This is a genomic window from Alphaproteobacteria bacterium SS10 (genome assembly GCA_019192455.1).
Taxonomy (GTDB): Bacteria; Pseudomonadota; Alphaproteobacteria; order TMED2; family TMED2; genus TMED2.
Genome location: JAHCML010000003.1, coordinates 1,308,175 through 1,322,990, shown reverse-complemented (window position 1 = coordinate 1,322,990; position 14,816 = coordinate 1,308,175). Strand labels below are relative to the sequence as shown.

The window sequence follows — 14,816 nt, the reverse complement described above, 5'->3', positions numbered from 1 at the left end:
GGGCACCATTCACGCCTAAACCGACGGCGATAGCTGCGGGACATTTTGGTTGTCTCGATCTGCAAGCGCGGTTGTTTCGATTGGCCTCAACAAACAGGAAGCCATCCATGTTTTCTGGACCAAGTTCTGTAAACCTGCCGCGACAGCTTCGTCGCCTTGCCTCTATTGCGATCACAACCATTGCCACCCTGGGCTTTGCCGGGCAGGCGCTTGCCACCTGTTACTCCGCGAAGGAAGCCGCAGCGGAACAGGCAATTCGCCTGCATTCGGAGTTGATGGTGGTTGGCTTAACCTGTGCCGCACAGTTTAACGACCCGGCGCTTTTCGTCCGGTATGCCAAGTTTACGAATCAACACCGTGCCGACATCGTGGCCCATGAAGAGGCGATGATCGGTTACTTCGCAAAGCATGCTGAGGGGAATGCCAAGCGTCGCTTTGACCATTGGCGGACATCCATCGCCAATGCTGTATCGACCCGTGCGGCCTACAGCTCTGCTGAGATCTATTGCAGCAATAAGGGCGAGATGTTGGAGGCCCTTGAGGGCGCCCCGCAATTTAACAGCAAACCGCTTAAAGCGATCCTGACCACCGCACCTGAAGCCGCGGTGACCAGTCGCCCGCTTTGCACCCAAGAGGCAGTGGCATCTAGCACCGCCGAGTAACCGATCGCCCATCGATTAAAGCGAATCGCGCAGCCCAGGTTGCGCGATTTTTTATTGTGCTTTGCTCCCTTCCTAGGCTGCTGCCGAGTCGTTTTCCGATTCGACAGCGGGGGCACAGGCAAAAAACCTGTAATCCCCAGCAAATGTTGCATTCACTTGGTTGCAGATTTGTCGCTCTGGTACCTTTTCCAGGCACAAATTGTGCAGTTGGTGGCGTTAGCTGCTGATCAACAGGAGAGGGACGATGCTGTGCGCTTGGTCTGGTAAGGCCGGGCGCTATCCGGTGTCGACATATATATGACCGAGACGATCAATACGCCGATGCGTGATGAAGCGTTGGCAGCAACCCACCCACGTGCGCGTGGTGGTGTCTCTTACCTTCCACAATCTGCCCCAGCCGTGATTGAGGTGAAGCGCCCGTTGCTGCCGCGTCTGTTTGGTTGGTTATCACTGTTGGTCAGCATTGGTTGGGTTGGTGGCCTCGGCTACCTCCTGGTTCAACAAGGTCTAGACCTTCAGACCACCCCGGTTTTGGAGATCATTAGCCAGTTCAGCGTCGGTATCGCACCGCTTGCCGTTCTATGGCTGATTGCCCTGTTCATTCAGCGCAATGCCGATCAGCGAACAGTTGCTGAAGCACTCCGCAAAACCTCCGCCCAGATCACCATGCCGGTTGATAAGGCTGAGGCCCGCCTGCAAGCGATTACGGAGGCAACGGACCGTCAGGTCAAAATGCTCGCCGATGCCACCAATCTAGCGATCAGCCGGATTGATCAGGCACGCCAATCCCTCCGCCATGAAACCGAAGCACTCACTGCTGTCTCCGCCCGTAGTGCGGGTGAGGTGGACCGGGTTGGCTCATTCCTTCGAGAGCAAAGTGCCGGGATTGATGAGGCGATTGGCCTGCTTCGTGATCAGGCCAATAATACTGAAGAGCAGACCGCCGCCATTCTGAACTCGCTTGAGGGCCGTACCGGTGACCTTAAGGTCCAGGTAAGCGGCATGGTCGATGAGCTTGGCACCGCAGCCGATACCTTCCAAGAGAAGTTGGAGCAGGCGCGGGAGTCCACCGCTGGTCAATTCAGCAAGGTGGAAGAGACGACCCAAACCATCACGGATCGTCTAACCGACGCCGAGGCTGCCCTGGGCCGCCGTGTCGACGACTACAAAATCCTGGCTGAGAACGCTTCAACACTGGCTGAGAGCCTCGCGGTTCCATTGGGCCGGAATGCGGACCTGTTGCGGACTGCCGCTATTCAGTCGGCTAAGGGCATGCGTGCCGCTAATGAAATGATGCGTCGTCAGTTGACCGCATTTGAAGCAGCACATGGCAATGCATCATCTGTCGTTGATGGCCTGGCCGCGAAGATTGAAGACCAGGTGGCCCGGGTTCAGAAGGCCATGGCCGATGCCAAGGTGAACGGCGACCAGGTCAATGAGCAGTCGAGCCAGACTATCGAGGCATTGCGTGAAGCCACGGTGGCCCTGACTGAGAAGTTCATCGCCATGCGTGGTGAGATTGGTGAGACGGCAACCACCCTGGCCAAAGCAGCGGGGGCAACCCAGCAACTTACCGGTGATCTGAACACCGCGACCGACGCCTTGAAGGACGCCAACAGCGATACGGAAAGTCAGACCGCCACGTTGCGTGGCATTGAAGAAGAGCTCAATGCCCGCCTCGGTGATCTGCGTAGTCTGGATGCAACCCTTGTGGCCCAGGCTGAGCGGGTTCGTGCTGCTGGTGAGAATGCTAAAGGGACCAGTGACCTCGTCGTCGATCAGCTGTCTGAGTCTATCGCGAAACTTCAAGAGGCCGGTGAACAGACCAAGGTCGAGGCCGAAAGCTTTGTCGCGACCCTGGATGGTCAGGAAGAGCGTGTCGATCAACTCTCCAAGCATCTGCTCGGCAGCAGCCAAGCCATGAACGACAATCTGGGCGAAGAGGTGAACAAGCTGACCGCCCTGACCAATGGTGCTCTGGAGCAGCTAACCTCCATGCGGGATAGCTTGTCCCGTGAGGCGCTGGCGCTTGGTGAGGCGGCTAACGATGCTGTTTCCCAGGTCAACCAAGCCTCTGCCGGTTTGGATAATCAAGCTGAGCAAATCAATCAGGTGGGTGAGACCGTCGCCGAGAACTTGGGCGTTGCCAGCAAGCGCGTCGCTGATGAGCTTGAGGTTCTGCGCTCCGGTGCCGCGGAGACCGAGGCGCGGGTTAACCGCATCGGTACGAAGATCAGCGAGCAAATTGGCGAGCTGAAATCCGGTATGCAGCGTGTCCAGTCCGATATGGACGACATCATCACTAACTTCTCCAAGCGTGGTGGCGATCTGGGCGAGCTGTCACGCATGACCCTCGACAACCTGAACGCCGTGTCCTCGCGTTTGACCGAGACGGTGACCGAGGCCGATGCCCTGGTTGGCAAATCGCTTAACCGCATTGGTGATATTGAGGGCGATCTGTCCGGCAAGCTCGCTGAACTGCAAGAATCTTCGGATCTCGCCGGTGAGCGTCTGGCATCTATTGCAGCAACCTTCGACCGTGAGATGGCCAACATCACCGGTAAGCCGGATGAGGTTCTTGAGAAGGTTCAGGCGTTGTCTGATCAGTTGGGTGAGAAGCTGGATGACGTTGATGCCCTGGTCGACCGTACGGGTCAGCGGGTTGATAACCTCAGCAAGGGTCTGCAAGGTCGCCTGAACTTCCTGAACGACACCTTGGGCGATGCGCTTGGTGAGTTTGGTTCGGTTGAGGAGCGTCTGCGCACCTATCTGGATCAACTCAGCGAAGGTGCCGAGGGCAATACCGAACGCCTACGTGGCCTAGGCCAAGCCTTGGTCGAGGAAGTCAGCCAGATCAACGATATGGCCGATGAGACGGTGAATAAGCTGAATGGCGCGCTTGGTGAGCTGCGCTCCGACCTCGACGGTGTGCTTAACCAGACAAATGATCAGGTTAGCCAGCTCGACAGTGTTCGCATGTCACTTAGCAACCAGTCGAACCAGTTCGTGACATCAACCGAGACGGTGTTCATCCGGATTGGCCAGATTGAGAACAAGATGATGGAGCAGCGGGCCAACTTCGCTGCTGCCTATGACGCCACGCTGAACCGCCTGGAAGACAGCACGATCAGCCTCGGTATCCGCCTACAAGAACTGGGTGATCGTACCGACCGGGTTGTGAAGTCACTTGAGGGTGCAAGCTCTAGCGTGTCCCGCCATTCTGAGAAGCTTATGGAGGCCGCCGACAGCGCGTCGACCAAGTCGAGCGATGTGTCCGATACCTTCCGTCGCCATGCCGAGGCTCTTGCCGAGGCGGCAGAGAAGGCAATGGAGCAGGCCAAGCTGATCAAGGATACGGACTCTGAGGCCCAGCGTGACGCCTTCCTGGCGGCCGCGAAATTCGTGATTGAGAGCCTACACTCAATCTCTGTCGACTTTGTTCGGATGCTCGATGATGAAGCGCCTGAGGCCCTCTGGAAGTCGTTTGCTTCTGGTGACACCAGCGTCTTTACCCGCCGCCTTGTGTCCAGCAAGGACAAGATTGCGGTTGGTAAGATCAAGATGCTGTTTGAAGAGAACAGCGAATTCCGCCTCTATGTTCAGCGCTATATCCGCCAGTTCGAGGAAGTGTTTGGCCGGGCAATCAGCACCGATCACGGTGATCTGCTGAGCTCAACCTTCATGACCTCAGATATCGGTAAGCTCTATCTAGCGCTTTGCCAGGGCATTGAGCGTCAACCGCTCTCCGATGAAGACATCGAAAAAATGCCAGCCCAGGGCCAGGCCTAACCAACAGGGTTAGACAGCTTGGTAGCGATAGGCGCCATCATCTGCCATCTGGCGGGTGAGGGCGCCACTCGCCATCAGACAGTGCAGATGGGCCAGGGCCTCACCCATGGCAAAGCCCCATTGATGGGGGTCCAACTGCCGGTCGAACAGGCGCAGCATCACCTCTTTACCGGTGGATGGATCCTTACAGGCCTCAAGGGTGAAACGCAGCCGCTCTTCATGGTGAGCTGCTAACCAGTCGATGCGGGCATGGAGCCCCCTAAACGGCCGACCATGGCTTGGCAGAACCAAGCACTCATCGGAAACTTGTGCGCGTACCTTGGCGAGGGAGTCGCGGAACTCATCAAGCGGGTTGGCTTCCTGCTCATCCGCCCAGACGCTAACATTCGGGCTGATCTCAGGCAGGATATGGTCGGCCGCGATGAAGATCTTCCGCTCAGCACTGTGAAAACAGGTCATCTCTGGCGCGTGGCCGGGTGTTGTGATGATTGACCAGTCACCGCCGCCCATCTTGATAACTGCACCATCAATCAGGCGGTTGTAGGTGCGGGGAATTGGACTGACCCGCCGGGCATAGAGATTACCCCGGCTACCGATCTCAAGCAGTGCCTCAGCCTCAACCCCGGCTTTGCGATAGAAGGCCGTGCCATTGGCAGCCAGCCGGTCGCTGTCGTCGAGGGATAGCCACCGCGCCTTCATCCAGTCGGTGCGCGGCATGAAAAGCGGGGCCCTAAACCGACCGCATAACCAACCGGCCAGGCCCACATGATCAGGATGGAAATGTGTGGCAATAATCCGGTTGATCCGAAACCCGGAGAGCGGCCCATCAAGCAGATCGTTCCAGACCTGGCGCAGGTGATCCGTATCAATGCCCGTATCGATCAGGGTCCAGCCATCACCATCATCCAGCAACCATAGATTTACATGGTTGAGGGCAAATGGCAGCGGCAGGCAAAGCCAGAGCAGGCCAGGTGCAATCTCTACCGGCTCTAGAGGATTTGGCCGTTCCGCCCATGGGAACTCTAGGCTGGGCGCTGAAATCGTATCGGGCAAGGCTTTATCCCCTGAAAAATCAGTGTCTTAGCGGGCGAGGCTGATTGTCTCTTTTCGCGCGCCATTACAGGGCTTAATTTCTAACCCAAGCATATGCCCCGATGCCACCATCTGCGGGCCAAGAACAATGAATGCGATCAGCTAAGCGCGGGTGTCCAAACCATGTCAGAAGCCATCAACAGCCAAACTGAAAGCCGGGCCAACCTAGCCGCCGATTTGGAGAAGGCGCGGTTGGCAATGCGTAAGAGCTATCGCCTCGGTGAGGAAGATCAGGTGCGCCGTATTCTGGCTGGCCTTGATCCGGTTCGATCCGCCCAGGCTGGCATCAACGCCCGGGCCCATGGCTTGGTGGAGGGGATGCGCGCCGCTGATGATGGTGGCGATCCGCTTGAAGACTTCATGAACACCTATGATCTCTCAACTCGTGAGGGGGTCGCCCTGATGTGCCTTGCGGAGGCGCTGTTGCGCATTCCGGATGCCGACACGGCGAATAAGCTGATCAAGGACAAGCTGGGCGAGGGGGAATGGCGTAAGGCAGCGGAGGAGGCTGATGGCCTGTTCGCCAATGCCTCAACCTGGGCGCTGATGCTGAGTGGTAAGGTCCTGCGTGCCGATACCGACGATAGTGATGCGGGCAGCATCTTTGATCGGATGGTCGCCCGCATGGGCCAGCCGGTTATTCGCCAGGCCATGCTTCAGGCGATGCGGATCATGGGGCGCCAGTTTGTTATGGGGCGCACACTTGAAGAGGCCCTTGACCGGGCCCAACCGGCGGAACGCATCGGCACCAGACACAGCTATGACATGTTGGGGGAAGCCGCGCGCACGGCCAAGGATGCTGAGCGCTACTTCGATGCCTATGAGCAGGCGCTGAACACCTTGGCACAGCATCGGACAGTGGCTGCAGCTGACGGGCAGTCGGTGTCGGTGGCACCCGGCATCTCGGTAAAGCTATCAGCCTTACATCCGCGATACTCAATTCTACAGGCAGACCGCGCTGTACCGGTCTTGGTTGAGCGGCTTAAGAAGCTGGCTCTTGCAGCGAAGGCAGCGAATATCGGCCTCTGTGTCGATGCGGAGGAGGCACGCCGCCTAGACGTCTCCCTCGATATCATTGAGCAGGTTTACAGCGATCCCGAGCTTGAAGGTTGGGAAGGCTTCGGCCTTGCGATCCAGGCTTACCAGAAGCGTGCGGTGGACCTTGTCGATTGGCTGATCGCGCTCGCCGAACAACATGGCCGGCGCATGATGGTTCGGCTGGTTAAGGGCGCCTATTGGGATAGTGAGATTAAATGGTCCCAAGAGGGCGGGTTTGACGAATACCCGGTCTTTACCCGCAAGCATCACACCGACCTGTCATACCTCGCCTGTGCGGCCAAGATGTTGGACCGGCGCGATGTGCTGTTCCCGCAATTCGCCACCCATAACGCCCATACGGTGGCAGCAATCTTAGAGCTTGCCGATCAGGCACCATTTGATGGGCAAGAGCGCTCCTTTGAGTTCCAGCGCCTCCATGGGATGGGGGAGGAACTGTATGCCGAATTGGCTCGAGCGAACCGCCCAATGCCAGCTTGCCGGGTTTATGCGCCGGTTGGCAGTCACGAGGATCTGCTCCCCTATCTAGTCCGTCGCCTGCTTGAGAATGGTGCTAACACATCGTTTGTGAACCGGCTTCAGGATGCCAAGCTGCCGATCAGTGATGTTATCCGGGATCCATTACCCCTGGCTGAACAGTCAGGCGGGGCACCACATGCAAAGATCCCGCTGCCACCCAATCTTTATGGTGATAACCGACCGAACGCCAAGGGGATGGAGCTTGATGATCCCCTGGTCAGTGCCCGCCTGCAACGCAACGCAAAGGCGGTGTTGGAACGGCAATGGCAGGTGAAACCCGTTGCCTTGGGCGTCAGCGGCGGCGGGGCAGAGGCACCAGTGGCCGAACCATCCGACCTACGCCGTACGATTGGTCAGAAGACATATGCCGATGAGGCGCAGGTTGAGAAAACCATCACGGCAGCGTTGGAGGCATTTCCCGATTGGCGGGATAAGCCGGTTACCGAGCGTGCGGATTGCCTGCGCCGGTTTGCCGATCTGCTTGAAGACAATATGGCGACATTGATCGGCCTTTGCTCTGCTGAGGCGGGCAAGACCTTTGACGATGGCATCGCCGAGGTTCGGGAAGCTGTCGATTTCTGCCGTTACTACGCGCTGCAAGCTGAGGCCCTCCAGGGCGAGCCAAGCACGATGCCGGGCCCAACGGGTGAGCAGAACCGCCTCCATATCGAAGGGCGAGGTGTGTTCGTCTGTATTAGCCCCTGGAACTTCCCATTGGCGATCTTCACGGGGCAGGTGGTTGCCGCCTTGGTGACCGGCAATTGCGTCATCGCCAAACCGGCTGAACAAACCTCGCTGATGGCCGGTGAAACCGTTCGGTTGATGCAAGAGGCAGGGATACCAGAGGGGGTAATCAATCTGTTGCCCGGCACGGGCGGTGAGATTGGGGTGCCCCTGGTTAATGATCCACGGATTGCGGGTGTTGCCTTTACTGGCTCCACTGAAACGGCCCGTGCGATCAATCTTTCCCTGGCCCAGCGTGAGGGGCCCATCGTGCCACTGATTGCCGAGACAGGCGGTCAGAATGCGATGATTGTCGATAGTACCGCGCTGACGGAACAGGTCGTTGACGATGTCATCATGGGGGCTTTCCGCTCCGCCGGGCAGCGCTGCTCGGCGACCCGTGTAATGTTTGTTCAATCCGATGTGGCTGATCACACGATTGAAATGCTGGTCGGCGCGATGCAAGAGCTGCGGGTTGGTGACCCCATGGAGCTGACCACCGATGTGGGCCCCGTGATCGATGCCGATGCCAAGCAGATGCTGGAGGCCCATATCGACCGGATGAAACGGGAGGGCACGTTGCTTGGCACCACGCCAATCAGTGAAGAGCTAACCGAACACGGTACCTATGTTGCCCCAACTGCGTTTGAGATTGACCGGCTTAGCCGCCTTAAGCGCGAGGTCTTCGGCCCCATTCTCCACGTGATCCGGTATGAGCGAGGGTCGCTGGGTAAGGTGGTCGAGGCGATCAACAGCACCGGTTACGGCCTGACCTTCGGGGTCCATAGCCGCATCGACAGTTTCGCTCGGTCGATTTGTCGGCGGATCAATGCCGGCAACGCCTATATCAACCGGAATACTATCGGTGCGATTGTCGGGGTTCAGCCCTTCGGTGGGATGGGGCTATCGGGTACGGGGCCCAAGGCGGGTGGCCCCCATTACCTGCATCGCTTTGTGACCGAACGTCATGTCAGCGTGAACACCACTGCTGCTGGCGGTAACACGAGCCTGGTGACCCTGACCGACGATGTCGAGTGAGGCACCGACGCCAAGCCCGGTTCCTGGCGTAAGGCGTCGCATCGGGCCGTTATCAAAGCTGCTGCTATTCCTCGGCCTGTTCGTGGCGGGCTTCCTGCTGTCCTGGCCTTGGTCTGGTCCGCATCTGATCCGGGCGGTTGCCCCGGGCTTTCTGCCAGATGGCTGGGTGTTGTCCTTGGGCGATATCCAGACCGATCTGGGGGCAACCAGGCTGCATGATGTCAGCTTGGAAACAAGTCTGGGTTGGTCCATCAAAGAGGCACGGATTGATATCCTGCACCCTATGTCCCTTAAGGCGCCGGAGCTTACAGATGTCAGGATACAGATTACCGGTGGGCGCGTTATGCAGGCCCCGGTCGATAGGGTGGAGCCGGCCGATCCGTTCGAGCCGACCGGGATAGATCTTACAAACCCGCTGCAGTTGCTGCCAGAGTTGCCCATCCCAACCCCGGGTATCTTGCCAATCGGCGGTCTTACCCTGCGTGACCTAAGCGTAGGTCTCGCCGATGCATCATCTGGTCGTTTGTCTGGTGAACTTGTTAGGGGGCAGGGCGGGGCGCTCGAGCTTAGCCTCGATAGCGTGTCCGGCACAGATGTCCCTGGCTCTGCCCAGATTGAGTGGCAGGGCAATGCCACCGTCAGTGTCACCGCGCTATTACCACGGTTGGAACATGCCGTTTCCCCCAGCTTCGCAGTCGACGCTGAGGGCGTTGAGATTGACCTCACCATTCCCCAGGGCGTCTGGCTGGACAGTCATGGCCAGGCTAAGGCGACTTCCGTTGCGCTAAAGTTGATCGGTGAAGACCAGCCCATTCTTGAAGATCTAGCAATCGCGCTCGACATGCGGGATGGGTTTGGGGCTGGCGCCCTGATGACGGTGTCACATCCTAATGATGCCGTGGCGCTCGATGCCTCCGCCTTGCTGAATGATGGCTTAACAGTCGAGTTCAACCTTGGGGCGCAGGGCGAGTGGCTATTCACGCTAGATCCCAGGCTGCTGCTAGAGCCCACGGCAAGCATCGGCGTTAGCGGTGCGGTGATCGGTAACGCGACTGACAACCTATCCGGCCGTTTTCAGGTAGAAGGTGACGGGCTTGGTTGGTCCGGAATGGTCCAGTCTGCCAGCATCGAGGCCGCGGGTCAGTTTGGTTATGCCAATCAGAAGTTGACGCTGGTGCTCGAAGATACGCTCAACCTCAGTGGGCGCATTCAGGCCTTAAATGGCGGTGAGTTCAACGGCCGTTTTGAGCACCTGCCAACGATAGAGTTTAGCGAGAACAATCTTAAAACCGGGCCCTTAGAGCAGCCAATTGTTATGGCGGTTAATGCCGCGATGCCCAGCTTCTTTACCAACATGGAAGCGCAGTTGCCCGAACTGGTGTGTTGTTCATCCCAATCCCTGAGCTTTACGGGTGCAGAGCTGAGCTCAAGCCTAAGCCTAACAGATGGTGCTGAACCCATAGTGACATCCGATGGCAATCTGACTGGCACCATCGGCTTTAATGGCGATGTCACCCTGGTGTCTGATCTCAACCATGTGTTGGGCGTTGGACCCATCCAACGGGTGTCCAGCAGCGGTGAGATCGCGGTTAAGTCGGGAGAGGTTGAGAGCGATTTGGCTGGTATCGCCGCCTTATCCCTAGTCCCTGTCACTCCCTTAAACATTGGCTATCAATGGCAGGGTGGGGGACCGCTAGCCGGTCCGTATGAGGCAGAGATTGAAGCGAGAGCCGTCGATTTGTTCGGTGCGCCCGCTTTAAGGGCAGCCGCGAAGATCAAGCCAGCACCGATCCAGATTGATGTGGAGATAGCAGAACAGCTGATCACCGTGGACCAGACGTGGTTCGGCCCTGGTTCTCCAATCATGCCACCTAGTTTAGCTGGCTGGGTCACATCCCTTACCGGGGCGGTAAATGTGACGGGCAATGGAAGCTATAACGCGGAGGAGGTTGCTGCCTCTGGCGCTTTGAGTGTTTCTCTTGGTGAGTTAGGGCTGGCGGGAACATCACTTGAACAGCTGGAGCTTAAGGCTCCTTTGACGCTCTCCGGCACGGTTGAGCGGCCGCTCTATGATCTGCCGATAACGGCGCGATTTGATCAATGGCAGCTGGGTGAAGGGATCGTTGCCTCTGATTTCTCACTGCAGGGAAAACTAGAACCAAGCCGCTTCCGGTTTGATGGCGCCGATTTCGATCTGTTCGGGGGGCGGATACTCATAGAGCCCTTGGACTACCGCTTGGATTTCAATGACCAGATTGAGACCACGCTTCGAGTGGACGGGCTTAACCTGGATAAGGCTGAACAGGTGCTGGGTACTGACTCGACATCGTTGCAAGGGCAATTAACCGGCGATGTGATCATCCAATCGGGTGAGAATGGCATCACCCTTAGAGAGGGCGCGTTCAATTCTTCGAATGGCATTCTCAGCTACAAGAGCGATGTGCCATTAGGCGCAACGGCTGAACAGGCAGCGCTTGCCTTCGATGTGCTGGAGAATTTCCACTATGACAGCCTGGATGTGGCCCTTGAGGGGGCACTTGGTGGCGAACAGATGGCAAATCTTCGGCTTGCCGGTCGTAATCCTGACATTTATGACGGGTATCCGATCAATCTGAACATTAATCTCAGTGGAACGCTCGATGCTATCGCCCGCCGCAGCCTGGATGCGCTTGCCATCCCCGACCGTTTGGTGGAACGTCTTCAACAGCGCTAGCCGATTGGGCCTTGGCCTGGTCTTGGTAGTAGTTGTTGCCGCGTGCCAACCAACCGTGAGGGTTGAGGCGCCAGACGAACCCATCGAAATCAATCTGAATGTGAAGATTGAGCAAGAGGTTCGTGTTAGAATCGAACGTGAAGTCGATGATTTGTTTGAACAAAACCCGGATATCTTCTGATGCTTAACCGTGTTTTTAGCCGCCGTGCTGCTTTCACCGCCATCGCTGCTGGTCTGATGGCCGCCACCGCTGTTTCTGGTCCCGCTTTGGCCCAACAGCTGAGCTTGGATGTGGCCCGGTCACAAGGTTTGGTTGGTGAGCTGCCAAATGGTTTGATTGGCGCGATTGTGAATGATCCGGCCGTTATTCAGCTGGTCCAGAAGATCAATGTTGATCGTCTCGCGGCATACCAAAACATCTCACGGGTTGAGCAGACGCCGCTATCCCAGGTTCAGGCTATCGCCGGTCGTAAGATTTACGAAAACGTGCCACGCGGCACCTTCGTCCAGGCGCAAGACGGCAGCTGGGTAAAGAAGTAAGCCCTCAGCTCTTGCTTCTTACGGAAACTCGCAGGACTGGTGGGTCGCGAGTAGGAAGCTGCGTGGCCCCTCGCTGAAGATGAAGCGATGCTCCCGATCGCCGATGACGATGCGGTCGTTGATTGGCAACGCGCCATCGGTCTCAACAATCCGGCCATCAACTAGCGTGAACTCCACGGTTACTCGCTCCGCTGGGTTGTACCAAGCGACTGGATTGCCCAATTCATCATCTGCTGGTTGACCCGTCGCCGTGATCTGAACCGCCCCCAGGGCAAAGCTAACGCGGTCATCCACGCCCTGCTGTGGGGTTAGGCGGGTTGTTGGGCGGAACCGCTTCACCTCAATCCGCTTACACCGATCGACGGCGGAGAGGTTTTCCAAGACAAAGGCCAGGCGATCAACCGCCATGCCATCATCAATACGGTCCTTCAATTGCCCGACGAGAGGCCGCAAGGCTGGTGGTGGCACGTCTTGGTTATAGAGCTCTTCGACCAAGCCTTTCTCAGCGGTGGTTCGGTCAATCTCCACCTGCATGATCCGCAGGCCTTCATTCAGGCCATCCCGAACGGACTCCAGCTCGGCGATCTGGGCGTAGAGATCGGCATCTTTTGAAATCACGCTTTCCCGGCCAAAATAGAAACCACCCGCTGCCGCACCACCAATTAGGGTCAGGGCGAGGGTGATATAGAACCGGCGCCGTTTCTGGCGGCGGGCCTGTTGGCGGCGAGTTTCAAAGAGGCCGGTCATCGTGGCGAGGCTTCAGTGGTTACGGTTGTCGATTACGGGGCCACTGCCGGGATCAGCATTGGCGTCATCATTGAATAAACCAACCAAAGCAGGACAACCAGCGGCGCCCCACCACGGGCGTAGTCGATGAAGCGATAGTTGCCTGGGCCCATCACTAAGAGGTTGGTCTGATAGCCTATCGGGCTGGCGAATGAGCAGTTGGCGGCCAAGACAACCGTGATGGCAAAGGTGATCGGTGGGATGCCAAGGCTCTGCGCCAGGCTAACGGCAATCGGGGTAAACAGAACCGCACAGGCGTTGTTGCTCAACAGATTGGTGGCAATGGCAACGATCAGGAACAGTAAGCTGGCCGTCATGGCCGGGCCTGGCTCACCCGATAGGATAAAGAACTTCCGGGCCAGAAACTCTGCCGCACCAGTGAACTGCATGGCTGCACCAAGGGCGAGGGAGGCCGCGACCAGCAGCACAATCTTCCGATCAATTGACCGAACGGCCTGACGAACGTTCAGGCAGCCCAGCGCAATCATCGCGGTCACGCCTACAATGGCCGCAACGGCAATAGGCAAGATCTCAAGTGCAGTCAGGGCAACTGTCGCGATAAAGACTGAGATGGCATGGGGTGCCCGGCCTGGGATCGGCATATCGCGAAGGGAGCGCGCCAGTACCAACAGGTCTGGGTTGGGTTCCAGCGACTTCATCAGCTCGCGATTGCCCATAATCAGCAGCACATCACCGGCCTGCAGGCGCGTTTCAGATAGGCGGCCACGGACCATGCGGGCACGTCGCTGAACACCCAGGACAACCCCGCCAAACCGCTCATTGGAGGTCAGCTGATCAATGGTGCGATCCGCCAGGCGCGACGCTGGGGCGATCATAACCTCGGCCAGGATACGCTCCGGCCCCATCCGCTTTAGCTTCTCGCTTGTATCACTGGCGGTTGCTTCATCATCGACGGCGTCTTCGGTGACCTGAACGCTGACTTCATCATGAACGGTAGCTGGGGATTCCGGCATTAGCAGGCCGCCCGCATTACCGGATAACAGCTCGGATAGTGCGGCGCGGGTTGCGGCCACGATAAGGATATCGCCAGCCTTAACCTCATAACTCTCAAACGGTGCACCAATCATCACCATGCCGCGGTGAACCTGGCGGAGGTTGATGTTGGGCAGCTTCTCGAGCTTGCCGCCGCTGACCTTGGTGCCGATTAGTGCGCTCTCTTCAGGCACGGTGAGCTCTGCGATGAATTGCTTACCAGACCCCGCAAACTCAGCGAGTAGGGTGCCACGGTCTGGCAAGAGACGCGGTAGGATCAGCAGAACGTAGACAAAGCCGACAGCCGCGAGGGTGATGCCCGGCCAAAAGAACTCAAAGAAGCCGAGCGGTTCAAAACCCAGATCAGTGAGGGCACTAGAGACAAGTAGGTTGGTGGATGATCCCACCACGGTCGTCATGCCGCCCAGAATGGCCGCATAGCTTAGTGGCATCATGACCTCGCCTAAGGGGCGGCGCGCCTCAACGGCCAGGGTCTGCATAATCGGAATAAAGATAATGACCAGGGGCGTGTTGTTCAGCATGCCACTGATGGTCAGGACAGCTAAAAGGGCGATGATGATCCCAAGGACGGGGGCATTCCTGGCCGTTCCCTCCATCAACCTGACTGCCGGTGTTAGGGCATTGGTCTGGACCAACCCCTGACCGATGATCAGGAGGGCAATCACCGCGACTAGCGACGGGTTGGCAAAGCCCGAGAGTAGGGTGGTGGCATCAAGCTGGTTCTGCCCATCTGGTCCAGGAACCGGAAAAACCTGATAGAGGACAAGCAACAGCGCGATCGTGGTCAGTGCCACAAGCTCAAGCGGATACTTCTCCCAGGCGAAGGCACCCATCACCAGAAGTAAGATCACCACCACCATGGCGATATGTATCGATTGATCGAG

9 protein-coding genes are annotated in these 14,816 nt (G+C 57.8%); 6 read left to right on the top strand and 3 right to left on the bottom strand.

The features are described 5' to 3' along the window. Nucleotides 1-107 precede the first annotated feature (107 nt). Together KI792_06445 and KI792_06440 are read left to right on the top strand one after the other, a co-directional pair. Nucleotides 108-662 (top strand): hypothetical protein, encoded by a 555-nt coding sequence (locus KI792_06445; protein MBV6632656.1) that lies wholly within the window; start codon nucleotides 108-110, stop codon nucleotides 660-662. 297 nt (nucleotides 663-959) lie between these two features. After that, nucleotides 960-4,451, top strand: coding sequence for a hypothetical protein (locus tag KI792_06440; protein MBV6632655.1), 3,492 nt, complete (start codon nucleotides 960-962; stop codon nucleotides 4,449-4,451). Nucleotides 4,452-4,460: 9 nt separating this feature from the next. On the opposite strand, the gene KI792_06435 is transcribed toward KI792_06440, so the two are convergent. Beyond that, nucleotides 4,461-5,504, bottom strand: a complete 1,044-nt coding sequence (locus tag KI792_06435) for an MBL fold metallo-hydrolase (GenBank protein MBV6632654.1) — start codon at nucleotides 5,502-5,504, stop codon at nucleotides 4,461-4,463. Nucleotides 5,505-5,666: 162 nt separating this feature from the next. On the opposite strand from KI792_06435, the gene putA reads away from it, so the two are divergent. Genes putA through KI792_06415 form a run of 4 tightly spaced genes read left to right on the top strand, consistent with a single transcriptional unit; the run spans nucleotide 5,667 to nucleotide 12,132 of the window. Further along, nucleotides 5,667-8,879: a bifunctional proline dehydrogenase/L-glutamate gamma-semialdehyde dehydrogenase PutA gene (gene putA, locus KI792_06430; protein MBV6632653.1), complete on the top strand. Its 3,213-nt coding sequence runs from the start codon at nucleotides 5,667-5,669 to the stop codon at nucleotides 8,877-8,879. Next, nucleotides 8,869-11,592, top strand: a complete 2,724-nt coding sequence (locus KI792_06425) for a YdbH domain-containing protein (protein MBV6632652.1) — start codon at nucleotides 8,869-8,871, stop codon at nucleotides 11,590-11,592. Before putA ends, KI792_06425 begins: the two co-directional genes overlap by 11 nt. Beyond that, a complete protein-coding gene (locus KI792_06420) occupies nucleotides 11,543-11,773 on the top strand; it encodes a YnbE family lipoprotein (GenBank protein MBV6632651.1) in 231 nt (76 codons plus the stop codon). The genes KI792_06425 and KI792_06420 overlap by 50 nt, the downstream gene beginning before the upstream one ends. Beyond that, complete coding sequence (locus KI792_06415; protein MBV6632650.1) at nucleotides 11,773-12,132, top strand: YdbL family protein; 360 nt, start codon at nucleotides 11,773-11,775, stop codon at nucleotides 12,130-12,132. The genes KI792_06420 and KI792_06415 overlap by 1 nt, the downstream gene beginning before the upstream one ends. Before the next feature lie 18 nt (nucleotides 12,133-12,150). Here the strand turns inward: KI792_06415 and KI792_06410 are convergent, their stop codons facing one another. Together KI792_06410 and KI792_06405 are read right to left on the bottom strand one after the other, a co-directional pair. Next, nucleotides 12,151-12,879, bottom strand: coding sequence for a hypothetical protein (locus KI792_06410; protein ID MBV6632649.1), 729 nt, complete (start codon nucleotides 12,877-12,879; stop codon nucleotides 12,151-12,153). Between the two features lie 32 nt (nucleotides 12,880-12,911). Beyond that, on the bottom strand, nucleotides 12,912-14,792 hold the full coding sequence (locus tag KI792_06405) for an SLC13 family permease (GenBank protein ID MBV6632648.1): 1,881 nt from the start codon (nucleotides 14,790-14,792) through the stop codon (nucleotides 12,912-12,914). Nucleotides 14,793-14,816 lie beyond the last annotated feature (24 nt).